This window comes from Micromonospora sp. MA102 (assembly GCF_025460765.1).
GTDB lineage: Bacteria > Actinomycetota > Actinomycetes > Mycobacteriales > Micromonosporaceae > Micromonospora > Micromonospora halotolerans.
Map to the genome: position 1 here is coordinate 30137 of NZ_JAMWEG010000016.1, position 26512 is coordinate 56648.

Sequence of the window (26512 nt, forward strand, 5' to 3'; positions counted from 1 at the left end):
GCCCGGGCACGACGGGCCGGGGCGGCCGCTACTCGGGCGACGTGACGAAGTCGATCAACCGCTCCATGGCGTTGATCAGCGGCGTCTCCACGTCGGCGAAACTGTCCACCCGGGACAGGATGTGCCGCCACATGTCCGCCGGCTCGGCCACCCCGAGCGCCGCGCAGACGCCCTCCTTCCAGGGCCGCCCCGGCGGCACCACGGGCCAGGCCGGGATGCCGAGCGCCCGGGGCTTCACCGCCTGCCACACGTCCACGTACGGGTGCCCGGTGACCAGCACGTGCGGCGAGGTGACCCGCGCGACGATCCGGCTCTCCTTCGAGCCGGGCACCAGGTGGTCGACCAGCACGCCGAGCCGGCGGCCCGGGCCGGGGTCGAAGGCGCGCACCTCGGCGGCGAGTTCGTCGATGCCGTCGAGGGGTTCCACCACCACGCCCTCGATCCGCAGGTCGTCGCCCCAGATCCGCTCGACCAGCGCCGCGTCGTGCACGCCCTCGACCCAGATCCGGCTGGCCTTGGCGACCTGCGCCCGGACGTTGTCGACCGCGATCGAGCCGGAGGCGGTGCGCCGCCGGGCGGCGGGCACCGGGGCACGGGCCGGGCGGCGCAGGGTCACCGGCCGGCCGTCGAGCAGGAACGCGGCGGGCAGCAGCGGGAAGTTCCGCCGGCGGCCGTGCCGGTCCTCCAGCACCACCGCGCCGGACTCGAACCCGATTACCGCGCCGCAGAAGCCGGAGTCGGCGTCCTCGACCACCAGGTCCGGTTCGGCGTCGACCTCCGGGATCACCTTCCGCCGCCGCCAGTCGCCCGCCAGCACGTCGCCGTCGTATCGCCCCGCCATGTGGATCACGCTAGCCACCGGCCCGGCGCGTCGCCCGGCGACGCGCCGACCAGGCGCCCCACCGGCGGCACAGAAAGGGGCGAAGGGGGTAGTTGGGGCCAGGTCACGCCGCCGGAGCGGCAGCCGAGACAGCGACGGCGGCGAGCACGTACCCTTTCGGCATGTCCTCCCCCGCAACGGGCGCGGCCACGCTGGCTCCGCGCCGGTCGAGCCGGTTCGTCGCCTGGGTACGCGCCTGGCGCGCCGGCCTGGTGCCCTTCGACGAGGTCGCCGACGAGATCGCCGGCGACGAGGAGCACCTGGTCGCCGACGCCCCCGGCACCTGGACCGACGTGTCCCTGCGGGAGGCGCTGCCCAGCCTGGCCAAGCTCTCCCCGGACGAGATCCGCCTGGTGCTGCCCGCCCCGGGCGACCCGCGCGGGCTGCCCGGCCCCGGTGACTTCGCGGGGGCGGCGCTGCTGGCCGGCGAGGCCGTGGTGGCCAGCGGGCTCGGGTTCGTCCCGGAGGTACGCACGCACACCTCGGGCTCGGGGATGACCTGGGAGACGGTGCTCTGGCGGGTCCACCCGCTGCCCGCCGACGCGCCGAAGGCGTCCCTCGCCGTGCCGGGCGCCGCCGAGGCGGAGGCGGAACTGGCCGTCGCGCTGGCCGAGACGACCGCCGCGCTGACCCGGCTCGACGTGGCCCAGTGGCGGCCCGAGCTGGCCGGCGCGCTCGCCGCGCTGCGCCGCCCGGACGGCGGGACCGACCTGCCGCCCGGCTTCGACCCGCGGTCCCGCCGGCTGTTCGCCCGCGCGGCCGTCCTGGACCGGGTGCTCGCCCTGGCCGGGGAGAGCGCCCCGGGCGGGGCCGTGAACACCTTCGAGGCGCAGCAGCGGGACGCCGCGCTGCGGCCGCTGACCACCGCCTGCCGGCAGGCCCTGGTGGCCGCCTGCAACGCCCCGCTGCGCCCCTGAGCCGGGCTCAGACCTCGTCGATCAGGTCGGCCACCGAGCCGACGACGCGGGACGGCCGGTAGGGATAGCGCTCGGCCTCGGCCCGGTTGCTGATCCCGGTGAGCACCAGGATCGTCTCCAGCCCGGCCTCCAGGCCGCAGAGGATGTCGGTGTCCATCCGGTCGCCGATCATGGCGGTCGACTCGGAGTGCGCGTCGATGGTGTTCAACGCCGAGCGCATCATCATCGGGTTCGGCTTGCCGACGAAGTACGGCTCCACCCCGGTCGCCTTGGAGATCATCGCGGCCACCGAGCCGGCGGCCGGCAGCGCGCCCTCCACCGACGGGCCGGTCGCGTCCGGGTTGGTGCAGATGAACCGGGCCCCGTCGTTGATCAGCCGGATCGCCTTGGTGATCGCCTCGAAGCTGTAGGTGCGGGTCTCCCCCAGCACCACGTAGTCGGGGGCGAAGTCGCTGAGCACGTAGCCCACCGCGTGCAGGGCCGTGGTGAGGCCGGCCTCACCGATCACGTACGCGGTGCCGCCCGGCCGCTGGTCGGCCAGGAACTGGGCGGTGGCCAGCGCGGACGACCAGATCGCCTCCTCCGGCACGTCCAGCCCCATCCGGGCCAGCCGGGCCCGCAGGTCCCGCGGCGTGTAGATGGAGTTGTTGGTGAGCACCAGGAACGGCTTGCCGGAGGCGCGCAGCTTCTTGACGAACTCGGGCGCGCCGGGCACCGGCTGGCCCTCGTGCACCAGCACGCCGTCCATGTCGGTGAGCCAGCTCTGCACCGGCTTGCGGTCATGCATGTGTCGTCCCCACGGGTTGTCGAAGGTGGCGGGCTCAGGGCCGGCGGGAGGGGGGCACGCAGCACAGCGCCGGGCAGGTGTCCCAGGTGGGCAGTTCGCCGAGGCGGCGGAAGTACCGCCGGCCGTCCGGGTCGTTCCGTTCCCGCACCAGCTCGCGGACCATCGCCACGAACCGCGGGTCGGTGCCCGGCGTGCCGGCGCGGACGAAGTCCAGGCCGAGCTGCTTGGCCGTGTCGAGGGCCTCGGTGTCCAGGTCCCAGACCACCTCGAGGTGGTCGGAGACGAACCCGATCGGGCTGACCACCACGCCGGTGACGCCCTCGCCGGCCAGCGCGGCCAGGTGGTCGTTGATGTCCGGCTCCAGCCACGGCACCTGCGGCGGCCCGGAGCGGCTCTGCCAGACCAGGTCGTACGGCAGGTCGGGCGCGGCGGCGGCGTGCACGAGCCGGGCGGTCTCGGCGAGCTGGGCGGTGTACCGGCCGCCGTGCGGACCGGCGGTGGCGGCCGCCGACACCGGCACGGAGTGCGCGGTGAACACGAGCCGGGTGCTGTCCCGCCGGGCCGGGTCGAGCTGCGCGAGCGCGGCCCGCACCGCGTCGGCGTGCGGCTCGACGAAGCCCGGATGGTCCCAGAACTGGCGCAGCTTCTCGATGAGCGGGGCGTCCGGGCCGACCGCGGCCCGGGCCGCGGCGATGTCCTCCTGGTACTGCCGGCAGGAGGAGTAGCCGCCGTAGGCGCTGGTGACGAAGGCCAGGGCCCGCTGGACGCCGTCGTCGCGCATCTGCGCCACCGTGTCGGCGAGCATCGGGTCCCAGTTGCGGTTGCCCCAATAGACCGGCAGGTCGACGCCGTTGGCGGCGAAGTCCTCGCGGATCGCCGCGAGCAGGTCGCGGCACTGCTGGTTGATCGGGGACACCCCGCCGAAGTGCAGGTAGTGCTCGGCGACCTCGGCGAGCCGCTCGGGCGGCACGCCCCGCCCCCGGGTCACGTTCTGCAGGAAGGGCAGCACGTCCTCGGGCCGCTCCGGGCCGCCGAAGGAGACCAGCACCAACGCGTCGTACGCCATGGCCCCATTCTCCCCCGACGGCCGGGACGGTCCGGCGGCTACCCCGGGACGTGCGGTCCGGGTCTCAGGCGCCGATGGCGTGGTAGCCGCCGTCGACGTGGACGATCTCGCCGGTGGTGGCGGGGAACCAGTCGGACAGCAGCGCCAGGCAGGCCCGGGCGGCCGGCTCCTGGTCGGTGAGGTCCCAGCCCAGCGGGGCGCGCTCGGCCCAGGCGTCCTCGAACTGGTCGAAGCCGGGGATGGACTTGGCGGCGATGGTGCGCAGCGGACCGGCGGCCACCAGGTTGCTGCGGATGCCCTGCTTGCCCAGGTGCAGGGCCAGGTAGCGGGAGGCGGACTCCAGCCCGGCCTTGGCCACGCCCATCCAGTCGTAGACCGGCCACGCCTTGGTGGCGTCGAAGGTGAGGCCCACCACGGCGCCGCCCGCCGACATGAGCGGCAGCGCCGCCATGGCCAGGGACTTGTACGAGTAGGTGGAGACCTGGAGCGCGGTCGCCACGTCCTCCCACGGCGCGTCGAGGAAGCCGCCGCCGAGGCAGCTCTGCGGGGCGAAGCCGATCGAGTGCACCACCCCGTCGAGGCCGTCGACGTGCTCGCGCACCTTGTCGGCCAGGCCGGCCAGGTGCTCGGTGCTGGTGACGTCCAGCTCGATCACCGGCGCCGGTTCGGGCAGCCGCTTGGCGATCCGCTCGACCAGGGAGAGCCGGCCGTAGCCGGTGAGCACGACCTGCGCGCCGTTCTCCTGGGCGAGCTTCGCCACCGAGAAGGCGATCGAGGCGTCGGTGATGACGCCGGTGACCAGCAGCCGCTTACCGGCCAGGAGTCCGGACATTGTGCAGTTCCCTCCGTACGTTCTCAGTGACCCATGCCCAGGCCGCCGTCGACCGGGATGACGGCGCCGGAGATGTACGCGGCCGCGTCCGAGGCGAGCCAGGTGACGGCCGCCGCGACCTCCTCCGGGCTGGCCATCCGGCCCGCCGGGATCGACTTGCGGATCTCCGCCTTGCGCTCCTCGGGGAGGCCGGCGGTCATGTCGGTGTCGATGAAGCCGGGCGCCACCACGTTCGCCGTGATGTTGCGGCTGCCCAGCTCGCGGGTGATCGACCGGGCCACGCCGACCAGGCCCGCCTTGCTGGCCGCGTAGTTGACCTGCCCCGCACCGCCGGCCAGGCCGACGACCGAGGAGATGAAGATCATCCGACCCCACCGGGCCCGGAGCATCTTCGTCGAGGCCCGCTTGGCGACCCGGAACGCGCCGGTCAGGTTGGTGTCGAGCACCCGGGTGAACTGCTCCTCGGACATCCGCAGGAGCAGCGTGTCGTCGGTGATGCCGGCGTTGGCCACCAGCACCTCGACCGGGCCGAGTTCGGCCTCGACGGCGGCGAAGGCCGCGTCCACCGCCTCGGCGTCGGTCACGTCACACTTCACGCCGAACAGCCCCGCCGGGGCCTCGCCGCCGCGGTGGGTCACCGCCACCCGGTCGCCCTGCTTGGCGAAGGCCTGCGCGATGGCCAGGCCGATTCCCCGGTTTCCGCCGGTCACCAGCACGGTACGGGCCACGGGTTCCCCCTCTGCTCAGCTGATCTCCCAATCGCTGGCGAGCCTAGGGGTTACCGGGGGGTAAGCGCTAACCCGTGCCAGGTCGGCGGCCGGTCCGGCGGCCGGTCGGGCGAGCGCGGTGGACCGGTCGGCCGAGTGCGTGCCGCCGCTGTGCCGGGTGTACGATGATCGACGTTTGCGGGCAGTCGATCGCCCGCATCGTCGAGCCCCGCCGACCGCAGGAGGTGATCGCTGTGCGAGATAGCGATCCTCCCAGTCGTGGCCGGGCCGACCGTCAGTCCCGCTGAGCCACGACTCAGTCGGCGCGGCTGACCCCGCTCCCCCGCCCCGCCGCACCACCCCGTCTCCCCGGCCGTCCGCCGGGGACCGTGGCGCGCGGCCGGCAGAGCACCCCGGTCACGACTTCGTGTGCGTACGCCCTGATCCACCCCCGCGGTCCGGCCCGCCGGACCGCCGTCGCCACGGAGCAGTCCCATGAGCCGTTACGTCGCCCCGCTGGGCTTCACCCTCGCCGCCGTCTGGGTGGCCGTCCTCTTCGTCCTGGCCGGCGGCGGTCACTGACCACCGCCGGCCGGGCACCGGCCGCCCGCCTCAGATCAGGCGGGACGACCAGAGCAGGCTCAGCCCTCCCGCGCAGAGCGCGAGGAGCAGCGCGATCCCCGCGTACCACTGGGTGATCTCCCGCGGCTCGGTCCGGAACCCGATCGAGCTGCCCATGTCCTGGTAGACCTGCTTCAGCTCGCTGACCGAGGCGGCCTCGTAGAAGTAGCCCTGAGTCGTCTCCGCGAGCTGCGACAGCGCCATCCGGTCCACCGGCACCCGCTGGAGCTGGCCGCCGATGTCCACCTGCCCGGAGTCGGTGCCGAACGCGATGGTCGACACCGGCACGTTGGCCGCCTGCGCCGCGGCGGCCGCCTCCTCCACCGAACGGCCCGAGGTCCGGTAGCCGTCGGACAGCAGCACGATCCGGGCCGGCGGGATGCCGGCCGCGCCGTCCGCCGGCACCGAGCGGATCGCCTCCAGGCAGGTGAAGACGGCCTCGCCCGTGGCGGTCGCCTCGGCCAGCACCAGCCCGTCGATCGCCGTGGTCACCGCGCCCCGGTCCTTCGTGGGCGGCACCAGCACGTTCGCCGACTTGGCGAACGAGACCAGCCCGAGGTTGTAGCTCTCCGGCAGCTCGCCGACGAACTGCTTGGCCGCCTCCTGCGCCGCCTCCAGGCGGTTCGGCGCCACGTCGTCGGCCTGCATCGACAGCGACACGTCGATGGCGAGCATCACGGTCGCCCGTTCGAGGGGCTCCTTGGTGTCGATCGCCGGCCGGGCCAGCCCGGTGGCGAGCACCAGCAGGCAGAGCAGGAACGCGGTGGCCGCCGCGTGCCGCCGCCAGCCCAGCCCCTTGGGCGCCAGGGTGCGCAGCAGGTCCACATTGGTGAACCGCATGGCGTACTGCCGGCGGTGCAGCTGCCGCCAGACGTACGCGGCGGCCAGGGCGAGCACCGGCAGCACGGCCAGCAACCACCACGGTTGGAGAAAACGGATCATCGAGTCGTCCCTCGGGTACGGGCGTGCCGCTGCGCGGCCACGAAACGCACCATGTCCAGCAGCCAGTCTCGGTCGGTACGCAGGCGCAGGTGTGCCGCGCCGGCACTGCGCAGCTCGGCGGCGATCGCCGCGCGCTGGGCGGCCGCCGACTCGGCGTACCGCCGGCGCAGGCCCGGGTCGGCGGTCTGCACCTCGTGCAGCTCCCCGGTCTCCGGGTCGACCACCGGCAGCACCCCCACGTCGGGCAGTTCCAGCTCGCGCGGGTCGACCACCTCGACGGCCAGCACGTCGTGCCGGACCCGCAGCTTACGGACCGGCCGGCTCCACTGCTGCGGCGGCGCGAGGAAGTCGGAGATCACCACGGCGACGCCCCGCCGGCGCGGCGGGCGGTTGAGCATGTCGACGAGGGCGCCGAGATCGCTGCGACCGGGCCGGATCTCGGTGTCGGCGATGGCCCGCAGCAGCCCCTGCGCCTCCTTGCGCCCGGCCCGGGCGGGCAGCCGCCGCAGCGTCCCCGGCCCGGCCGGCGGGGAGCCGCCCCGCCACCGGCCGGCCGGCGCCGGTGTGCCCGTGCCGACCACCGCGCCGATCCGGTTGCCGCCCCGGACAGTCAGGTGGGCCAGGGCGGCCGCCGCGGCGACCACCACGTCCCGCTTGAGCCACTGCCCGGTGCCGAAGTCCAGGCTGGCCGAGAGGTCGACCGCCAGCCAGGTCTCCAGCTCCCGGTCGGCCACCGTACGCCGGACGTGCGGCATGGTGGTGCGGGCGGTGACCGGCCAGTCCATGCGGCGCACGTCGTCGCCGGGGCGGTACTCGCGGGACTCCCCCGCCTCGCTGCCCGGGCCGGGCAGCAGCCCGGCGTAGTCGCCCTGGAGCAGCCCGTCGAGCTTGCGGGTGACCATGAGCTGCAGCCGGGCGAGGACGGCCCCGGAACGCTCGCCGCTGGCCGGCAGCCGGGTGGGTGGGGTCACGGCCGCTGCCCGGGCCAGCCGCCGTGCGGGACGGCCGGTGGGGGCGGCGTGGCCTGCTGGCGGGGCGCGACCGCGGGCAGCGGGATGGTCGACATCACCCGGTGCACGATGTGGTCGGCCGGCACGTCGTCGGCGAGCGCGTCGTAGCTGAGCACGAGCCGGTGCCGCAGGATGTCCGGGGCGATGTCCTGCACGTCCTGCGGCAGGGCGTAGTCCCGGCCGCGCAGCAGGGCCAGCGCCCGGGTGGCCCGGACCAGGCCGAGCGAGGCGCGCGGGCTCGCGCCGTACTGGATGAGCTGCGCCACGTCGGGCATGCCGTGCTCGGCGGGGGCGCGGGTGGCCAGGACCAGCCGGACCGCGTAGTCGACAAGCGCGTTGTGCACGAAGACCTGGTCGGCCTTGTGCTGGAGCGCGATCAGGTCCGGGGTGTCGAAGACCCGGGCCGGCTCGGGCGGGGCGACGCCCATCCGGTAGACGATCTCGCGCTCCTCGGCGTCGGTCGGGTAGCCCACCACGATCTTCATGAGGAACCGGTCCCGCTGCGCCTCCGGCAGCGGGTAGACGCCCTCCTGCTCGATCGGGTTCTGGGTGGCCATCACCAGGAACGGGTCGGGCACCCGGTGGGTCTCGCCACCGATGGACACCTGCCGCTCGCTCATCACCTCCAGCAGCGCCGACTGCACCTTGGCCGGAGCGCGGTTGATCTCGTCGGCGAGCAGGAAGTTGACGAAGACCGGGCCCAGCTCGACGTCGAACTTCTCGCTGGACTGCCGGTAGATCCGGGTGCCCATGATGTCGGCCGGCACCAGGTCGGGAGTGAACTGGACCCGCGCGAACGACCCGCCGACCACCTTGGCCAGGGTCTCCACGGCCAGCGTCTTGGCGACGCCGGGCACCCCCTCCAGCAGGCAGTGGCCCCGGGCGAGCAGGGCCACGAACATCCGCTCGACCATCCGGTCCTGACCGACGATCACCCGCTTGATCTCGAACAGCGCCCGCTCCAGCAGGGTGGCGTCCTGCGCCGGGGTGGTGGTCGCCGGCGGCGGCGCGTCCGGCGCGGCCTCGGTCGGGGTCGGGGCGTCGGGCGTGGTCGGCTGGGCCACCGGTCCTCCACAGCATGGTCGTCGTCGGGCGTGGTGCGTATCAAGACTGTCATGCCTTGCTGAGAGGCGAGGGCGGGAGAGGGACGATTTTCGCCGCGCCGTCCTCCGGCACGGAAAACCCTGAACACGGGTGGACAACAAGGGGTCCGGCGTGTGTACGATTCACCCCGTCGCCGGGCGGCTCCCCCCGTGGCCGCCCGGCGCTAAAGCTCCCGGCGTGCGGCTCTAGACTCGCCCCGGTGACCACTCCCACTCCCCCCGACGACGCGCTCGTCTGCTCGGCGCGGGGGTGTCGCGCGCCCGCCGTGTGGGAGCTGCGCTGGAACAATCCCCGCCTGCACCCGCCCGAGCGGCGCAAGACCTGGCTGGCCTGCCCCGCCCATCGCGGGTCGCTGGGCGACTTCCTCGACGCACGCGGCTTCCTGCGCGAGGTCGTACCGGTGCCCGGATCGCCTACGCTCGGATCGTGAGCGAGCGCAGCGGGATCAGCCGGTGAACGGTGACGACCTCGCCGGCCGGCCGCCGGCCCCGACCGGACCTCTTGAGCCCTGGCCGGACACCGTCCGGTGGCAGCCGATCTCCCGCGACCTGATCTGGGTGGAGCTGATCCGGCTCGGCATCGGCCTCGCCGTGGCGCTGGTGGCGCTCGGCGTCGCCTGGGCGGTCGCCGGCCACTGGCTGCTCGGTGCCGCCCTGGGCCTGGCGCTGCTGCTGGCCGCCTGGCGGGCGGTCACCATCGTCCGCGCGGTGCGCGCCTGGGGCTACGCCGAGCGGGCCGACGACCTGCTGGTCCGGCACGGCCTGCTGGTGCGGCGGCTGTCCATCGTGCCGTACTCCCGGATGCAGTTCGTCGACGTGAGCGCGGGGCCGCTGGAGCGCGCCTTCGACCTGGCCACCGTGCAGCTGCACACCGCCGCGGCGGCGAGCGACGCCCGGGTGCCGGGCCTGCGGCCGGCCGAGGCGTCCCGGCTGCGGGACCGGCTCACCGCGCTGGGCGAGGACCGGGCGGAGGGGCTGTGAGCGACGGCCCGGCCGAGCCGGACCCCGGCGCCCCGCCGCCGCCGCACCCGCCCGCCGCCGCACCGCCGCCGGCCGCCGAGCCGCCCCGGAACGGCCACCCCTGGCCACCGCAACCGGGGTACGCCCACCCGGTGCCCCCTCCCGGCCACGGGCCACCCGCGCCCCCACCCGGGTACGGACCACCCGCGCCGCCGCCCGGCTACGGGCCACCCGCGCCGTCCTGGCCGGGTGCCGGGCATCCGGCGCCGCCACCCGGCTACGGGCCACCTGTGCCACCCTGGCCGGGTGCGGGTCATCCCGCGCCGCCCGGGGCCGGCCCGTGGGGGCCGCTCGCGACGCACCCGCCCGGCGGCCCGGGGGCCCCGCAGCCGACCGGGGAGGAGCCGCGGCAGCGGCTGCACCCCCTGAGCCCGGCGCTGCACGGCGCGAAGTCGCTGGTCGTGGTGATCGCCGGCCTCTCCTGGTCGACGCTGTCCCGGGTCGGCTTCGGCTGGTTCGCCGTGCTGGTCGCGGTCTTCGTCCTCGGCGCCACCGTGCTGTCGGTGATCAGCTGGTGGAACACCGGCTACCACGTGGTGGGGCGGGAGCTGCGTGTGCACGAGGGGCTGCTCTGGCGGCGTACCCGGGCGATCCCGCTGGAGCGGCTGCAGGCCGTGGAGGTGGTCCGGCCGCTGCTCGCGCAGCTCACCGGGCTGGCCGAGCTGCGGCTGGAGGTGGTCGGCGGCGGCAAGACCGAGGCGCCGCTGGCGTACCTGAGCGTGGCCGAGGCGAGCGCGCTGCGGCACCGGCTGCTCGCGGTGGCCGGCCGCGCCCCCGAGACCGCCCCGCCCGCCGCCGGCACGCCGCCCGCGCCCGCCCCGGCCGGGCGGCTGCTGCACCACGTCCGCAACCGCGACCTGCTGGTGAGCCAGCTGCTCACCCCGCAGGCGTTCCTGCTCCCGTTCGGTGTGGCGTTCGTGGTGGCGCAGTTCCTCTCCGAGGGGTCCTGGTCGTTCATCGCGGTGGCCAGCACGCTGACCGCCATGGCCGGCGTCCTGCTGCAACCGGTCCGCCGGGTGCTCGACGACTGGAGCTTCCGGCTCGACCGGGACGGCGACACGCTGCGGGTGCGCAACGGGCTGCTGGAGACGCGGGTGCAGACCGTGCCGCTGCACCGGGTGCAGACCGTCGGGGTGACCTGGCCGCTGCTCTGGCGGATGAAGGGCTGGCTGCGGCTGCGGCTGGAGGTGGCCGGCTACTCGGGCGCCGAGCCGGACGACCGCAACCGCCCGGACCGGCTGCTGCCGGTCGGCGACGCGCCCACCGGCGAGCTGGTCGTCGCGGAGGTGCTCCCCGGCGTCCGGCTGGGGGCGCTGCCCGCCACGCTGCCGCCCCGGCGGGCCCGCTGGCTGCGCCCGCTGAGCCGGACGAGGGTCGGCGCCGGCCTCGACGAGCGGGTCTTCGTGGCCCGGTCCGGGCTGCTGACCCGCCGCTTGACGATGGTGCCGTACGCCCGGATCCAGAGCGTGCGGGTGACCCAGGGCCCGGCGCAGCGGCGGCTGCGGCTGGCCACCGTGCACGCGGACACCGCCGGCGGCTCGGGCGCGGCGGCGCTGGACCGGGACCTGGCCGAGGCGTGGGAGCTGGCGGCGGAGCTGACCGCGCGGGCGCACACCGCCCGGCGGAGCGGCCCGGGCCGGCCGGGCTGAGCCGGCCGGTCAGCGCTCCGCCGGCACCACCGGGCGGGCATGAGCCGCTCGGAGCCGGCGGACGGTCAGTGCTCCGCCGGCACGGTGGCCGGATCGGCGCCCGCCGGTCGGGTCGGCTCGGCCTCGGCCGGCCTGGTCGGCTCGGCGTCGGCCGGCCTGGTCGGCTCGGTGTCGACCGGTTGGGTCGGGTCGGCGGTCGGTGCCGCCTGCGTGGCCGGGGCGAGCGGGGCGCGGCGGGCCCGGCGGGCCGCCCACCAGCGCTCGGCCAGCCCGACCACCAGGAAGGTCAGGCCGACGTACGCCCAGCCGACCAGCACGTCGATCAGGTAGTGCTCGCCGCTGTAGATCAGCGTGAAGGTCATCGCCAGCGGATACGCCAGCAGCAGCGGCCACCAGCGCTTCCGGGTCGCGCGCAGGAAGAACAGGACCACGAACAGGGCGAACGCGGTGTGCAGCGACGGCATGGCGGCCACCGGGTTGGAGGCGATCTGGCCGGCGTTGAGCAGGTTGCCCGCGCCGTGCATGCCGATCTCCTTCCAGCCCCGGGTGGAGATCCGCGCGACGTCGGAGAGCAGCCCGTTCTGGGCCGCCCACCACGGCGGGGCGGCCGGGTACAGGAAGTAGGTGGCCAGCCCGGCCGCGCAGAGGAAGCCCCACCGCCGCATGTACGCGCCCCAGCGCGTCCGGTCGCGCAGCCAGAGCACCGCGGCCGCGGCGAGCGTCGCCACGAAGTGCGAGAAGTAGATCCAGCTGACCGCCACGTCCCACCAGTGCACCTGGTCGGGCCGGTAGAGGTGCTGCTGGAGCCAGATCGTGGGCACCTCCCCGCCGGTGGCCCAGCCGGTCAGGAACCGGTCGGCGACGATCAGCTCCATGGCGTGCGGCGTCGCGCCGTTGTCGGCGAACCCCCGGGAGAGGTTGTACGCGGCCAGCAGCAGCACGACCGGGATCCAGTCCCGGGCGAAGCGCAGGTGGCTGCGCCACGGGCGGGACGAGTGCCAGGCGATGGTGCCCGCCCAGATCCAGAGGAACGCGTACGCCGGGTCGGTCGGCAGGCCGATGGCGAACCAGGCCGCCACGAAGGCGAATCCCCAGATCTCCATCGCCACCACGCGACGGCGCCCGCCGTCGGGGGACGCGGTCGGTCCGGCGGGGGCGGGGGGCGGGGGGTCAGTCAGCACGGCCATCGCGGACAAGGTTAACGGCGTGCGACGGGACCGCCGACGCCGACCGCCCGCCGCCGGGGCCGGTCACCCCTGTCCGGGCTCCGGCGAGGGGGCCGCTGCGCCGGTCCGGACGCCGCCCGGGCCCCGGGGCCGCTGCACTAGGCTCGGCCCATGCAGGAGCAGCCGGACTCGCCCTTCGCCCCGGGCCTGACCGCCCGGGTCGAGCTGACCGTCACCGACACGGACACCGCGCAGGCGGTGGGCTCGGGCGACGTGCCGGTGCTCGGCACGCCCCGGGTCCTCGCGCTGGCCGAGGCGGCCACCGTGGCGGCGGTCGCGACCCGGCTGCCGTCCGGGTCGACGACGGTCGGCACCCGCGTCGAGCTGGAACATCGCGCGGCCACGCCGGTCGGGCGGACGGTGGCCGCCCGGGCGGAACTGGTCAAGGTCGACGGCCGGCGGCTGGCCTTCGAGGTGATCGTGACCGACGGCAACGAGGTGGTGGCCACCGGGCGGGTCGAGCGGGCCCTGGTCGACCGGCAGCGCTTCGTCGAGCGCACCGTGCGGGCGTCATGACCGCCCGGTTCGTCGAGGTCGCCGACCGCGTGCACGTGCTGCGCGACCCGCTCCTGCACGTCAACGTGACGCTGGTGGTGGGTGACGGCGCGGCGCTGATCGTGGACACCCTCTCCACCGCCGGGCAGGCCCGGGAGCTGGCGGAGGCGGCCCGGGCGGTCACCCCGCACCCGTGGACGGTCGTCAACACCCACCACCACTTCGACCACTGCTTCGGCAACGCCGCCCTGGCCGCCGACCCGCCCCGCCCGGTCTACGCGCACGCCCAGGCCGCCGCGGTGCTCCGCGACCATCCGGACGAGCTGCGCCGGGCCGCGTCCGAGGAGATGCGCGCGGAGCAGCCGGAACTCGCCGCCGAGCTGGCCCGCACCGAGCTGCTGGCCCCGACCCACCCGGTGCACGGGGAGGCGGTGCTCGACGTGGGCGGCCGGCGGGTGGTGCTGCACCATCCCGGGCACGGCCACACCGACGCCGACCTGGTGGTGCACGTCCCGGACGCGGACGTGCTGGTCGCCGGCGATCTGGTGGAGCAGAGCGGCCCGCCGGCCTTCGAGGAGTCGTACCCGGTGCAGTGGCCGGACGCGGTGGCCGCGCTGCTCCGGCTGACCACGCCGGCCACGCTTGTGGTGCCGGGGCACGGCGAACCGGTCGACGTGGAGTTCGTCCGGGCCCAGCACGCCGACCTCGCCCGACAGGCGTGGCTGATCCGGGCCGGCCACACCGGTTCCGCCCCGCCCGAGCGGGTGGCCGCCGAGTCGCCGTTCGGCGCCCGGCCGGGCCTCATCGCGGCCCGGCGCGGTTACGCCGAGCTCGACGGCACCGCCTGACCGCCCGGGGCGGGGTCAGGGGCGGGCGCGCAGGGCGCCGAGCAGGGCGTCGAGGTGCGGGGCGGCGGCGAGGATCGCCGCACGGGCCGGCGGGTCGAGGGTGGCCAGGGCCTCGGTGAGCAGGGCCCTGCGGTGGGCCGCGTAGTCGGCCATCCGGACGCTGGCGGCCTCGGTGAGGGTGAGCCGCACCACCCGGCGGTCCTCGGGGTCGCGGTCGCGCGCCAGCAGCCCGGCGTCGGTGAGGTCGCGGACCAGGGTGCTGACCGTGTTCGGCGCGGTGCCCAGCCGCCGCGCGACCTCCTTGCCGCTGATCCCCGGCTCGCCCCGGACCAGGTGCAACACCTCCACCTGCGCCTCGGGCAGGGCGTCCCGGTTGGCCCGGGCGACGACCTTGCGGCGGACCAGCCGGTGCAGTTCCCCCAGCACGGCCCCGAAGCGCGCGACGGCCTCGTCGGTCGGCACGGGGTCACCTTCTTCACATCGCAATAGTTCTGGATACAGAGTTAAGGTTACCCGGAATCGTCCATTTCAGGGGGAACCTTCGTGAGCCAGACCGTGCGGACCGTCGCGCGCCCGACCATCGATCCACGGCAAGCACGGGGCGGCGCGACCCTGCTGGTGCTGCTCGGCACGCTCACCGCGATCGGCCCGCTCTCGCTGGACATGTACCTCCCGGCGTTCCCGGCGATGACCCGCGACCTCAACGCCGACCAGGCCGGCATCCAACTCTCGCTGACCACCTGCCTGATCGGCCTCGCGGTCGGCCAGTTCGTCACCGGCCCGCTCAGCGACCGGTGGGGGCGGCGCCGCCCGGTGCTGATCGGCGTCGTCGCGTACACCGTGCTCGCGCTCGTCTGCGCCCTGGCACCGAACGCGCCGCTGCTGGCCGCCGCGCGGTTCGTCCAGGGCCTGGCCGGCGGCATGGGGGTGGTGGTCGCCCGGGCGGTGGTCCGCGACCTCTACGCCGGCCGCGAGGCCGCGAAGTACTTCTCCCGCCTCACCCTGGTCTTCGGCGTCGCGCCGGTGGCCGCGCCGAGCGTGGGCAGCCTGGTGCTGCGGTGGGGGGACTGGCGGGCGGTCTTCCTCACCCTGGCCGCCATCGGGCTGCTGCTGTCCGTCGCGGTGGCCCTGCGCCTGCCCGAGACGCTGCCGGCCGAGCGCCGCAGCACCGGCGGCCTGGCCGCCACCGCCCGGACCATGCGGTCGCTGGTCGCCGACCGGGTCTACCTCGGGTACGCGCTGACCCAGGGCTTCGCCTTCGCCGGGCTGTTCGCGTACATCTCCGGGTCGTCGTTCGTGTTCCAGGACGTCTTCGGCGTCTCCGCCGTGGCGTTCAGCCTGATCTTCGGCCTCAACGCGCTCGCCCTGGTGGCCACCGGGCAGGCGAACGCCCGGCTGCTCGACCGGTTCAGCCCACGCCGGCTGCTGGTCACCGCGCTCGTGGTCGGCGTGGTGGCCGCGGCCGGGGTGCTGACCGGGGCGCTCGCCGGCAGCGTCGCCGTGGTCGCGGTGGCGCTGTTCGCCTTCGTCGGCTCGCTGGGCATGGTGACGCCGAACAGCACCGCGCTGGCGCTGGACGCGCACGCCCGGCACGCCGGCACCGCCGCCGCGCTGATGGGCGGCGTGCAGTCGGTGCTCGGCGCGGTCGCCGCACCCCTGGTCGGGCTCGGCGGCGAGGGCAGCGCCGTGCCGATGGCCGTGGTGCTGGCCGCCGCGGCCGCCCTCTCCGTCACCGCCGTGCTCGCCCTGGCCCGCCCCCGCTGATCCGCACGGCGGGTCAGCGGAACCGGTTGGCGACCGCCTCCCGGGTGGGCATGGCGGTGGCCCCGCCGGGCGACTCGCAGACCAGGCCGGCCACCCGCAGGGCGAAGGCCACCCGGTCCCGCCAGCCGGTCGGGTCCACCGGCTCACCCGCGTGCAGCAGGTCGGCGACGAGCGCGCCCATCACCGAGTCGCCCGCGCCCGTGGCGTCCACCGCGTCGACCTTCGGCGCGGGAACGCGTACCACGTCGTCGGCGGCGGCGACCAGCGCGCCGTCCGCGCCCAGGGTGACCACCACGGTCCCCGCGCCCAACTCCCGCAGGTACGCGGCGACGCCCTCGACCGGCTCACGCGGGTAGAGGTGGCGCGCGTCGGCGGCGCTCAGCTTGACCAGGTGGGCGCTCGCCGCGAACTCGGCGACCACGGCACGCAGGTCGTCCAGCGCGCCCGGGCCGGTGAGCAGGCTCGGGCGCACGTTCGGGTCGAACACCCGCAGCGCACCGGCCATCGCCCAGGCCCGGCGGGCGGCGGCCAGCACCGGCGCGTCGAGCAGCACGATCGAGCCGCAGTAGAGCACCTGCGCGCCCTCGACCAGGGCGACGTCCAGGTCGTCGGCGGTGAGCAGCGCGTACGACCGGGGTTCGCCGTAGAAGCGGAAGTCCGGTTCCGGGCCGGCGAAGGTGGCCACCGCGAGCGCCGTGGGCGCCGGCACGGTGACCGCCCCGTCCAGCCCCACACCGGCGGCGCCCAGGAAGGCGCGGATCCGCGCGGCGAGCGGGTCGTCACCGAGCGAGCCGACGAACTGGACGTCACCGCCGAGCCGGGCCACCGCCACGGCCACGTTCAACGGCCCCCCGCCGATCGCCTGCCGGAAGACGGGCTCCCCGTCGTGCTCGGCGTCGAGCAGGTCGACCAGCGCCTCGCCGAGCACCACCGCGTACCCCATCCTGGCTCCCTCCGTCGGTGTACCTCCGATCCTGGCGCATGGCGGGGTCCCGGCGCGACGAGACTCCCGCATCGACGGATGGCTATTGCGCGGGATGACCGGACGTGATGGGATTGCGCGTGCCGGGAGGGCGCGGGGGCTGCCGCGCCGCCGGGTCGAGCCGACGCGAGGGCACTGACGGTCCGTGGCATGGACCGAGGCGGTGCGCGTCCCCCCGACGGCCCCGGCCGCACTCCGGCCGCCGGGCGTGGCACCGCGATCGTCGCATCCGCTCGTCGCAGCGGGGCCGGCCGTGCGGGTCGCGTCCCGCGAGTCAGGAGATTCCGTGCACCGATCCCGTACGGCCGCGCTGCTCGCCGCGGCCGCCACCCTGGCCCTGGGCGCGTTCGCCCTGGCCACCGGCTCCGACCCGGCCGCCGCGCACGGCGCGGCGATGACCCCGGGCGCCCGGACCTACCTGTGCTGGAAGGACGGCCTCACCCCGACCGGGGAGATCAGGCCGAGCAACCCCGCCTGCTCGGCGGCGGTGGCCGAGAGCGGCACCAACTCGCTCTACAACTGGTTCAGCGTGCTGCGCTCCGACGCGGGCGGCCGGACCGTCGGGTTCATCCCCGACGGCAAGCTGTGCAGCGGCGGCAACCCGAACTTCACCGGCTACGACCAGGCCCGCACCGACTGGCCGGTCACCCACCTGACGGCCGGGCGGAGCATGGAGTTCCGCTACAGCAACTGGGCCCACCACCCGGGCACCTTCTACTTCTACGTCACGAAGGACAGCTGGAGCCCGACGCGGCCGCTGGCCTGGAGCGACCTGGAGGAGCAGCCGTTCCTCCAGGTGACCAACCCGCCGTCGGTCGGCTCGCCCGGCACGAACGACGGGCACTACTACTTCACCGGCAACCTGCCGGCCAACAAGAGCGGCCGGCACATCATCTACTCCCGCTGGGTCCGCTCGGACAGCCAGGAGAACTTCTTCGGCTGCTCGGACGTGACCTTCGACGGCGGCAACGGCGAGGTGACCGGCATCGGCTCCGGCGGGACGGCGTCACCGACCCCCACGACGCCCACGCCGACGCCCACCACCCCGACGCCCACCCCGACCCCGACGAGCCCGACGCCGACCCCGACCATGCCGTCCGGCACCTGCATGGCGGTGTACAAGGTGGTCAGCGCCTGGCAGGGCGGCTTCCAGGGCGAGGTCATGATCATGAACCACAGCACCCGGACCTACGCCGGCTGGACCGCGAACTGGACCTGGCCCAGCGGCCAGAGCATCACCCAGCTCTGGAACGGCACGGTGAGCGGCAGCGGGGCCGCGGTGACGGTCACCAACGCCGCGTACAACGGGAGCGTCCCACCGGAGGGCACCACCACGTTCGGCTTCACCGCGAACGTCTCCGGCACGAACACCCTGCCCACGGTCACCTGCACCGGTCGGTGACCCGGACCTGAGAAGGGCCCCCGGGGACACGTCCCCGGGGGCCCTTCCGTCACATCCGCGTCAACGGACCATGCTGCCGACCACCGGCTTGGTGAGCAGGGCGGACTGGTTGCGCTGGATGCCCGGGTCCAGGGTCTTCGCCACGAAGATGGCGTGCCAGATGCAGAAGATCAGCACGGTCCACACCTTGCGGGAGTGGTCCGCCTCCTCCCGCTTGTGCTCCTCCAGCAGCCGCATGGCGTACGACAGGTCGATGAGGTCGCCCGCGCCGGAGGTGGCCAGCACGTGCCGGGCCCACTCGTACATCTCGCCGCGCAGCCACACCCGGGTCGGCGTCGGGAAGCCCAGCTTCTTGCGGTTGACGATGGCCGGCGGCACCACGCCCTGCAGGGCCTGGCGCATCGCGTACTTGGTCGCCTCGGAGCGGGGCGGCAGCTTCAGGTCGACCGGGATCCCGGCCGCCACGTTGAACACCTCGCGGTCGAGGAAGGGCACCCGGACCTCCAGCGAGTGCGCCATCGAGATCCGGTCGGCCTTGACCAGGATGTCGCCGCGCAGCCAGGTGTAGAGGTCGACGTACTGCATCTTGGTGACGTCGTCCAGCTCGGTGGCCTCGGCGTAGATCGGCGCGGTGACGTCGGTGTAGCGGACCGAGGGGTCGTAGCGGCGCAGCAGGTGCTGCTTCTCCTCCTCGGTGAACATCCGGGCATTGCCGTAGTAGCGCTCCTCGATCGGGGTGGTGCCCCGCTCCAGGAAGCTCTTGCCCTTCACACCCTGGGGGATCGCCTTGGAAACCGCCCGCAGGCCCTTCTGCACGCCGCCCGGCAGGCTGTTGACCGCGTTGAGCGACAGCGGCTCCCGGTAGATCGTGTAGCCGCCGAAGAACTCGTCCGCGCCCTCGCCGGAGAGCACCACGGTGACGTGCTCGGCGGCCTTCTTCGCCACGAAGTAGAGCGGCACCAGGGCCGGGTCGGCCACCGGGTCGTCCAGGTGCCAGACGATCTTCGGCAACGCGTCGATCATGTCCTGCGGCCCGATCTTGGTCGGGATCGTGGTCACGTCGAGGTGCCGGGCCGAGTCCTGCGCCACGTCGATCTCGGAGTAGCCCGGCACGTCGTAGCCGACCGTGAAGGTGAGGATGTTCGGGTTGAACTCCCTGGCCAGGGCCACCACGGCCGTCGAGTCGATGCCGCTGGAGAGGAACGAGCCGACCGGCACGTCGGAGCGCATGTGCATCCGGACGCTCTCCCGCAGCGTCTCCCGGATCTCGTGGTAGAGCTTCTGCTCGTCGGAGACCGGGGCCGGCCGGAACACCGGCCGGTACCACCGGCGCACCTCGATCCGGCCACCCGGCGTCCAGGTCAGGTACTCCCCCGACCCGATCCGGCTGATCCCCTTGTGCAGCGTGCCCGGCTCCGGGACGTACTGGAGGGTCAGGTAGTGGCTCAGGTTGGCGGCGTCGATGCCCGCGTCGCCCTGGTACGCCGAGTGCGCGAAGGGCAGCAGCGCCTTCTTCTCCGAGGCCAGGTAGAGCCCGTCCTGGGTCTCCAGGTAGTGCAGCGGCTTGATGCCGAAGTAGTCCCGCGCGCCGAAGGCCCGCCGCTCCTGCCGGTCCCAGATCACGAAGGCGAACATGCCGCGCAGCCGGGTGAGCACCTGCTCACCCCAGTAGTGGTAGCCGGCCACGATCACCTCGCCGTCGCCGTTGGTGGCGAACTGCGCGCCGTGGTCGCGGATCAGCTCGTCCCGCAGTTCGATGTAGTTGTAGATCTCGCCGTTGAACGTGAGCAGGTAACGCTCGTTCGCGTAGGGCAGCGGCTCGTGGCTGAGCGCCACGTCGATGATCGCCAGCCGCTTGTGCGCGAACACCCCGTCCGCGTACCTCCCGGAGGCGTCGCCGACCACCTCGACCCCGGTCTCGTCCGGGCCGCGGTGATGCAGGCACTCCAGTGCTCCGGCGATGTGGTCGCGGTGAGCGGCGGCGTCACCGCGCGCGCTGAAAAAGGCCAGGAGTCCGCACATGGTGGTCATCTTTCCACGCGCCGGAAGCCACCGTCGCGGCACCGCAGGCACTTCCCGCTCCCACGCGCACGGTACCGTCTGCACCAGCGACGAGGCGCAAGGAGGCGGATCATGGCCGAGGAGCGGGCACAGCAGCAGGGCAAGCCGGCGGACGGCACCGAATCGCACGACCCGGACTTTCCGGAGGCGTTCCTGTCCTTCATGCGGCAGGGCTGGCGGGACACGGAGCTGCCGGTCGGTCCCCGGCCGGAGGTGCCCAACCACGCCAAGCGGCGGGCCGCGCTGGCCGAGGCCTTCCCGGGCGAGACACTTGTCATCCCGACCGGCACCGAGAAGGTACGCGCCAACGACACCGACCACCGGTTCCGGCCGGGCAGCGACTTCGCGTACCTGACCGGCGACCTGGAGCCGGACAGCGTGCTCGTGCTCCGGCCGGGCGGCGAGGCCACCCTGTTCATGCGGCCCCGGTCGTCCCGCGCGACCGACGAGTTCTTCCGCAGCCGGCACGGCGAGCTGTGGGTGGGCCGGCGGCCGACGCTGAAGGAGAAGTCGACCGAGCTGGGGCTGCCGACGGCCGACCTGACCGAGCTGGACGCGGCGCTGGCCGAGCTGGCGCCGGGCCGCACCCGGGTGCTGCGCGGCTTCGACGCCCGGGTGGACGGTGCGGTGCGGCCGTACGACGGGGCGCGGGCCGAGGGGCAGCCGGGCCGCGACCGGGAGCTCGCCATCGCGATCTCCGAGCTGAAGCTGGTCAAGGACGAGTGGGAGATCGCCCAGCTCCAGGAGGCGTGCGACGCCACCGTCCGCGGCTTCGAGGACGTGGCCCGGGCGCTCCCGGCCGACCGGGCGGTCTCCGAGCGGCTCCTCGAGGGCGTCTTCGCGCTGCGCGCCCGCCACGACGGCAACGACGTGGGCTACGGCTCGATCGTCGGGGCCGGCGAGCACGCCACGATCCTGCACTGGGTGCACAACCACGGCGCGACCCGCCCGGGCGAGCTGCTGCTCATGGACATGGGCGTGGAGAACCGCAACCTCTACACCGCCGACGTCACCCGGGTGTTCCCGGTCGACGGCCGGTTCACCCCGCTCCAGCGCCAGGTCTACGACGCCGTCTACGCCGCCCAGCAGGCCGGTATCGACGTGATCAAGCCGGGCGTGGCGTTCCGCGAGGTGCACCTCACCGCCATGCGGGTGCTCGCCGAGGCGCTGAAGGACCTCGGCCTGCTGCCGGTGAGCGTCGACGAGGCCATGGACCCGGCGTCGACGGTCTACCGCCGCTGGACGCTGCACGGCACCAGCCACATGCTCGGCATCGACGTGCACGACTGCGCCAACGCCCGCAAGGAGACCTACCGGGACGGGCCGCTCGGCGAGGGCTACGTGCTCACCGTCGAGCCGGGGCTCTACTTCCAGCCCGAGGACGAGCTGGTCCCCGAGGAGCTGCGCGGCATCGGCGTACGCATCGAGGACGACATCCTGGTCACGGCCGACGGCCCGGTGAACCTCTCGGCCGGCCTGCCGCGCCGATCCGACGAGGTGGAGACCTGGCTGGCCGAGCAGCGCGAGGCCGGCCCCCGCCTGCCCGGCTGACCGACAGGCACGACCCCCGGCGGGCCCGCCGCCGGCGTCTGCGAGGTTTCTCGCGGTAACGACGCCGGTGCCGGGCCCGTCGTCGTTTGCGCCCCTCACGGCCGCCCGGTGTCGCTACGCCCCCCGCTGAGGCCACGCAGCCGGATGTGAGTCAAATGCGCGATTTCTTCGGATCCGTCCGCGTCGCGAGGATCCTTCTCATACGGTGGCAATCAGAGGCTGCAACCGATTTGTAGCTGGTCGCTCGACCTGGGGCGGTGCGACCCCTTTAGGTAGACCGAAAGGGCGGAAGGCTCTGATGTCCAACGACGTAACGAACAGCGACGGCGGGGCCCCGATGACCCCGTCGACGAACAGGCGGCGGGCCCTCCTGGTCGCCACCGGCGTGGCCGGACTGACCGGCGTCGTCGGGCTGGCGGCACTCGGTGGCCTCGCGGCCCGCGACAACGACAAGTCCGGCACTCCGAACCGCGTGGCCGAGAACCGCGTGGCCGCGCCGCAGCACGCCTCCGACGCCGACAAGGGCGACCACGAGGACGGCAAGGACGGGGACAAGGGCAAGGACGGCCGGGACCGCGGTGAGTGGGACGCGGACGGCGGGGATCACGGGAAGGTCCGGGAGGTGCCGTGTGACGACGACGAGCTGGTCGAGGCGCTCGATCTGGCGAACCGGGATCACGGCGGCACGCTGAAGCTGGCCGAGAACTGCACCTACGAGCTGGGCGAGAAGGACCGCAAGTTCGGCGCGGCCCTGCCGGAGATCAAGCAGGACATCACGATCAAGGGCAACGGCTCGACGATCAAGCGGGACTCCGAGGACACCTTCCGGATCTTCCGGGTGGTCGACGGCGGCGACCTGACCCTGAAGGACCTCACGGTCAAGGGCGGCAACGCCACCGCCTTCAAGTACGGCGGCGGCGGACCGCAGGTTCCCGGCGGGCCGGCCGTCATGGACGCGCCGGCCGTCATGGGGGCGCCGGTCGTCATGGGGGCGCCGGTCGCCCAGGGTGCTCCGGTGGGCCAGGGTGCTCCGGTGGGCCAGGACTCCGGCTCCCAGGGTTCGGGGTCGTCGGACAACGGCAAGGACAAGGACAAGGACAAGGACAAGGACAAGCAGGGCGAGGGTGACGGTGGCGCCCTGCTGGTCGAGCGGGGTGGCAGCGCCAACCTGATCAAGGTGAAGCTGACCGACAACAACGCCGAGGAGAACGGCGGCGCCATCGCCAACTTCGGCCGCGTCCACCTCGAAGACAGCAAGGTCACCAACAACCACGCCCAGAAGGACGGCGGCGGCATCTTCAACCGCGGCGTGCTCAAGGTCGAGGAATCCCACATCGACAACAACACCGCCGGCGGCAACGGCGGCGGCATCGCCAACGGCAAGGGCGACAACACCAAGCACGACCCGTACGGCCAGAACAGCATCGAGAACCCCTACGACAAGAACAAGGACGAGCACGACGAGGGCACCGTCGAAATCGTCGGCTCCGACCACGGCAAGGACGCCGTCAAGAGCACCCTGTCGGACAACCGCGCCGGCAAGAGCGGCGGCGGCCTGTTCAGCTCCGGCGGCTTCGTCACCATCAGCTTCACCGCCATCACCGGCAACACCGCCTGCGAGAACGGCGGCGGCATCTACGCCGAGAACACCGTCCTCAAGCTCGACCACGTCCTCGTCGCCAAGAACCACGCCGACGGCAACGGCGGCGGCATCGTCAACACCGGCGGCAAGCACTGGGGCTACCCCAACGACAAGGAAGACGCCACCGCCACCATCTCCGACAGCACCATCGTCGACAACACCGCCAACCGCTTCGGCGGCGGCATCTTCAACGGCGAATGGCTCGTCAAGGTCGAAGACGGCTTCACCGAGCGCCACGACCAGAAGGACGACAACGCCACCCTCACCCTGCGCGACACCGAAATCAAGAACAACACCGCCCTCAACGGCGGCGGCATCTTCAACAACAAGGGCAAGGTCACCCTGACCAAGACCCACGTCACCAAGAACACCGCCACCGACACCGCCAAGCTCCACCGCGTCGCCGGCGGCGTCCTCAACAACGAGGGCAAGGTCAAGCTCGACGACAAGTCCACCATCACCAACAACGACCCCACCAACTGCGCCAACACCGTCGAAGACTGCTTCAACTGAACCACCACATAACCCGGGGAGTCCCTTTCCGCCGCGCCACGGCGGGGAGGGGCTCCCCTGCCCCCCGCGTCACCACCGGGTGGTTCGTCGTGCTCCCGTCCCGTACGGGCCCTCCATAGCGTCCGGCGGCCTTACGCCTGCACCGAGCCTCCTTCGCCGACCGGCGCCCTCCCGCACCTGCGGTTCCCTCTGCACCCCCCGCCGCCCGACCCACCCCGTTTGCGGGTTTTTTTCGTATATGGGCACGAGGTGAAGAACCTTCTCATACGTTGGTCTTCAGCAGCTACAACCGATTTGTAGCGGAGGCCGCCTCGCTGTGGCGAAGCGACCTTGTCGGGTACAAGGAGAGGGCAGAGAGCTCCGATGTCCAACTACCTTCGCAATAACGATGACGCCTCCCGTGAGACGATCTCCCCGCTCCGGCGCCGCCGGCTGTGGCTCGCCACCGGCGTCGTGGGCCTGACTGGAGCGGTCAGCCTCGCGGGCGTGGCGTACGCGACCACCGGGGTCACGGGCCCGCACCGGCTCGCCGACGTGAAGTGGTCGACCGCCCAGCTCACCAGTGACGACGGCGAGAAGGGCCGTGACGACAAGGACAAGGACAAGGACCGGGACAAGGGTGAGGAGGGCCGGGACCGGGGTGAGTGGGACCCGGACGGCGAGGATCACGGGAAGGTCCGGGAGGTGCCGTGTGACGACGAGGAGCTGGTCGAGGCGGTCGATCTGGCGAACCGGGATCACGGCGGCACGCTGAAGCTGGCCGAGCGCTGCACCTACGAGCTGAGCTTCGCCGACAAGAAGTCGGGTACCGGTCTGCCGACGATCGAGCAGGACATCACGATCAAGGGCAACGGCTCGACGATCAAGCGGGACTCCGAGGACGCGTTCCGGATCTTCCGGGTCGCCGACGGTGGTGACCTGAAGCTGAAGGACCTCACCATCAAGGACGGCAATGCCGCCGAGTTCAAGTACGGCTCGGGGTCGGACTCCGGCTCGGGCTCCGGCTGGCAGGGCTCCGGCTCGCAGGGCGCACCGGGCGGTGCGCCGGGTGCCGCGGGGGCGCCCGGTGGCGCGCCAGGCGGTGCGCCGGGTGCCGCGGGCGCGCCTGGTGGCGTGCCGGGCGCCGCGGCTGCCCCGGCCGCACAGGGCGGGCCAGGCATGCAGATGGCGCCCGCCGCCCAGACCGGAGTGGCCGTGCAGGCCGCGCCGGTGGCACTGGCCGCGCCGGCCGCGCAGAACGGACCGGGCGCACAGGGCTCGGGCTCGGGTTCGTGGTCGGGCGACAAGGACAAGCAGGACGACCGCAAGAAGGACGAGGGCGAGGGCGACGGCGGCGGCCTGCTGGTCGAGCGTGGCGGCAGCGCCCACCTCAAGGACGTGAAGCTGACCGGCAACAACGCCGAGAACAACGGCGGTGCGATCGCCAACTTCGGCCGGGTCGACCTCGAAGACAGCAAGGTCGAGAACAACCACGCCCAGAAGGACGGCGGCGGCATCTTCAACGAGGGCATCCTCAAGGTCAAGGACACCCAGATCAGCAACAACACCGCCGGCGGCAACGGCGGCGGCATCGCCAACGGCAAGGGCAAGAAGGACGACCACGACAAGAACGGCCACGAGAACGACGGCTACGGCAACAGCAGCTACGACAAGGACGGCCACGACAAGGACCGCAAGGACCGCGACGAGGGCGGCACCGTCGAGATCACCGGCTCCGACCACGGCAAGGACGAGGTCAAGAGCGTCATCGAGGACAACAAGGCCGGCAAGAACGGCGGTGGCCTGTTCAGCTCCGGCGGCACCGTCACGATCACCCTCACCGTGATCAAGAACAACACCGCCTGCGACAGCGGCGGCGGCATCTACGCCGTCGACACCGACCTCAAGCTCGACAAGGTCGTCGTCGCCAAGAACCACGCCGACAAGGACGGCGGCGGCATCGTCAACACCGGCGGCGAGGACAAGAAGAAGGACTGGTCCTCCAACGGCGGCGACAACAGGGAGCGCGACAACAAGGAGTCGGAGGCCACCGCCACCATCTCCGACAGCGAGATCGTCGACAACACCGCCAACCGCTTCGGCGGCGGCATCTTCAACGGCGACACCGACGTCAAGCTCAAGGACGGCTTCAAGGAAGACCACGAGGACGGCGAGGACGACAACGCCACCCTGACGCTGCGGGACAGCGAGGTCAAGGGCAACACCGCCCTCAACGGCGGCGGCATCTTCAACAACAAGGGCAAGGTCACCCTGACCAACACCCACGTCACCAAGAACACCGCCACCGACACCGCCAAGCTCCACCGCGTCGCCGGCGGCATCCTCAACAACGAGGGCAAGGTCAAGCTCGACGACAAGTCCACCGTCAGCAACAACGACCCGACCAACTGCGCCGGCACCGTCAAGGACTGCTTCAACTGACCCACGGTCAACGCAACGGCTCGACACAAGCGTCCGGCCCCCTGCCACCGAGGTGGCAGGGGGCCGGACCGGT

General features: G+C 73.3%; 23 protein-coding genes. 11 read left to right on the plus strand and 12 right to left on the minus strand.

Going from position 1 to position 26512, the window contains the following annotated elements; all coding sequences use genetic code 11:
• Positions 1-28: 28 nt before the first annotated feature.
• Entirely contained in the window at positions 29-841 is an 813-nt protein-coding gene (locus NFX44_RS25790) for a DUF3097 domain-containing protein (protein WP_262286188.1), read from the minus strand.
• A gap of 161 nt (positions 842-1002) precedes the next feature.
• Between NFX44_RS25790 and NFX44_RS25795 the strand changes: the two genes are divergently transcribed.
• Entirely contained in the window at positions 1003-1797 is a 795-nt protein-coding gene (locus NFX44_RS25795) for a hypothetical protein (protein WP_262286189.1), read from the plus strand.
• A gap of 7 nt (positions 1798-1804) precedes the next feature.
• Here NFX44_RS25795 and NFX44_RS25800 read toward each other — a convergent pair whose 3' ends face one another.
• The 7 genes from NFX44_RS25800 to NFX44_RS25830 form a co-directional block, all read right to left on the minus strand.
• Complete coding sequence (locus tag NFX44_RS25800; protein WP_262286190.1) at positions 1805-2584, minus strand: HAD-IIA family hydrolase; 780 nt, start codon at positions 2582-2584, stop codon at positions 1805-1807.
• A gap of 34 nt (positions 2585-2618) precedes the next feature.
• Positions 2619-3650: a ferrochelatase gene (locus NFX44_RS25805; RefSeq protein ID WP_262286191.1), complete on the minus strand. Its 1032-nt coding sequence runs from the start codon at positions 3648-3650 to the stop codon at positions 2619-2621.
• Positions 3651-3714: 64 nt separating this feature from the next.
• Positions 3715-4482, minus strand: coding sequence for an enoyl-ACP reductase FabI (gene fabI / locus NFX44_RS25810; protein ID WP_262286192.1), 768 nt, complete (start codon positions 4480-4482; stop codon positions 3715-3717).
• A gap of 23 nt (positions 4483-4505) precedes the next feature.
• Entirely contained in the window at positions 4506-5210 is a 705-nt protein-coding gene (fabG, locus tag NFX44_RS25815) for a 3-oxoacyl-ACP reductase FabG (protein WP_262286193.1), read from the minus strand.
• A 591-nt stretch (positions 5211-5801) separates the two neighbouring features.
• Entirely contained in the window at positions 5802-6752 is a 951-nt protein-coding gene (locus NFX44_RS25820) for a VWA domain-containing protein (RefSeq protein WP_107079102.1), read from the minus strand.
• The gene (locus tag NFX44_RS25825) at positions 6749-7741 is read right to left on the minus strand and encodes a DUF58 domain-containing protein (RefSeq protein WP_262286281.1); all 993 of its coding nucleotides are present in this window, start codon (positions 7739-7741) and stop codon (positions 6749-6751) included. Before NFX44_RS25825 ends, NFX44_RS25820 begins: the two co-directional genes overlap by 4 nt.
• Complete coding sequence (locus NFX44_RS25830; protein WP_262286194.1) at positions 7720-8826, minus strand: MoxR family ATPase; 1107 nt, start codon at positions 8824-8826, stop codon at positions 7720-7722. Before NFX44_RS25830 ends, NFX44_RS25825 begins: the two co-directional genes overlap by 22 nt.
• A 239-nt stretch (positions 8827-9065) precedes the next feature.
• Between NFX44_RS25830 and NFX44_RS25835 the strand changes: the two genes are divergently transcribed.
• The 3 genes from NFX44_RS25835 (at position 9066) to NFX44_RS25845 (ending at position 11534) form a co-directional block, all read left to right on the plus strand.
• On the plus strand, positions 9066-9296 hold the full coding sequence (locus tag NFX44_RS25835) for a hypothetical protein (RefSeq protein ID WP_262286195.1): 231 nt from the start codon (positions 9066-9068) through the stop codon (positions 9294-9296).
• Between the two features lie 22 nt (positions 9297-9318).
• Positions 9319-9846 (plus strand): PH domain-containing protein, encoded by a 528-nt coding sequence (locus NFX44_RS25840; protein WP_262286196.1) that lies wholly within the window; start codon positions 9319-9321, stop codon positions 9844-9846.
• 269 nt (positions 9847-10115) lie between these two features.
• Positions 10116-11534, plus strand: a complete 1419-nt coding sequence (locus NFX44_RS25845; protein WP_262286197.1) for a PH domain-containing protein — start codon at positions 10116-10118, stop codon at positions 11532-11534.
• 65 nt (positions 11535-11599) lie between these two features.
• On the opposite strand, the gene NFX44_RS25850 is transcribed toward NFX44_RS25845, so the two are convergent.
• On the minus strand, positions 11600-12721 hold the full coding sequence (locus tag NFX44_RS25850; RefSeq protein ID WP_262286198.1) for a phosphatase PAP2 family protein: 1122 nt from the start codon (positions 12719-12721) through the stop codon (positions 11600-11602).
• Between the two features lie 150 nt (positions 12722-12871).
• Here NFX44_RS25850 and NFX44_RS25855 point away from each other — a divergent pair, with 150 nt between their 5' ends.
• Both NFX44_RS25855 and NFX44_RS25860 read left to right on the plus strand, forming a co-directional pair.
• Positions 12872-13276, plus strand: coding sequence for a thioesterase family protein (locus NFX44_RS25855; protein ID WP_262286199.1), 405 nt, complete (start codon positions 12872-12874; stop codon positions 13274-13276).
• Positions 13273-14103 (plus strand): MBL fold metallo-hydrolase, encoded by an 831-nt coding sequence (locus tag NFX44_RS25860; protein WP_262286200.1) that lies wholly within the window; start codon positions 13273-13275, stop codon positions 14101-14103. Before NFX44_RS25855 ends, NFX44_RS25860 begins: the two co-directional genes overlap by 4 nt.
• A 15-nt stretch (positions 14104-14118) precedes the next feature.
• Here NFX44_RS25860 and NFX44_RS25865 read toward each other — a convergent pair whose 3' ends face one another.
• The gene (locus tag NFX44_RS25865; protein ID WP_262286201.1) at positions 14119-14565 is read right to left on the minus strand and encodes a MarR family winged helix-turn-helix transcriptional regulator; all 447 of its coding nucleotides are present in this window, start codon (positions 14563-14565) and stop codon (positions 14119-14121) included.
• A gap of 93 nt (positions 14566-14658) precedes the next feature.
• Here NFX44_RS25865 and NFX44_RS25870 point away from each other — a divergent pair, with 93 nt between their 5' ends.
• Positions 14659-15867, plus strand: coding sequence for a multidrug effflux MFS transporter (locus NFX44_RS25870; RefSeq protein WP_262286282.1), 1209 nt, complete (start codon positions 14659-14661; stop codon positions 15865-15867).
• Positions 15868-15880: 13 nt separating this feature from the next.
• Here NFX44_RS25870 and NFX44_RS25875 read toward each other — a convergent pair whose 3' ends face one another.
• The gene (locus NFX44_RS25875) at positions 15881-16810 is read right to left on the minus strand and encodes a carbohydrate kinase (RefSeq protein WP_262286202.1); all 930 of its coding nucleotides are present in this window, start codon (positions 16808-16810) and stop codon (positions 15881-15883) included.
• A 325-nt stretch (positions 16811-17135) separates the two neighbouring features.
• On the opposite strand from NFX44_RS25875, the gene NFX44_RS25880 reads away from it, so the two are divergent.
• Entirely contained in the window at positions 17136-18251 is a 1116-nt protein-coding gene (locus tag NFX44_RS25880) for a lytic polysaccharide monooxygenase (protein WP_262286203.1), read from the plus strand.
• Positions 18252-18311: 60 nt separating this feature from the next.
• Here the strand turns inward: NFX44_RS25880 and asnB are convergent, their stop codons facing one another.
• A complete protein-coding gene (gene asnB, locus NFX44_RS25885) occupies positions 18312-20273 on the minus strand; it encodes an asparagine synthase (glutamine-hydrolyzing) (protein ID WP_262286204.1) in 1962 nt (653 codons plus the stop codon).
• A gap of 111 nt (positions 20274-20384) precedes the next feature.
• Between asnB and NFX44_RS25890 the strand changes: the two genes are divergently transcribed.
• The 3 genes from NFX44_RS25890 to NFX44_RS25900 all read left to right on the plus strand — a co-directional run bounded on the left by NFX44_RS25890 (position 20385) and on the right by NFX44_RS25900 (position 26439).
• The gene (locus NFX44_RS25890) at positions 20385-21863 is read left to right on the plus strand and encodes an aminopeptidase P family protein (RefSeq protein WP_262286205.1); all 1479 of its coding nucleotides are present in this window, start codon (positions 20385-20387) and stop codon (positions 21861-21863) included.
• A 298-nt stretch (positions 21864-22161) separates the two neighbouring features.
• Positions 22162-24018 (plus strand): hypothetical protein, encoded by a 1857-nt coding sequence (locus NFX44_RS25895; protein WP_262286206.1) that lies wholly within the window; start codon positions 22162-22164, stop codon positions 24016-24018.
• Positions 24019-24381: 363 nt separating this feature from the next.
• Positions 24382-26439: a hypothetical protein gene (locus NFX44_RS25900; protein WP_262286207.1), complete on the plus strand. Its 2058-nt coding sequence runs from the start codon at positions 24382-24384 to the stop codon at positions 26437-26439.
• Positions 26440-26512: the final 73 nt, after the last annotated feature.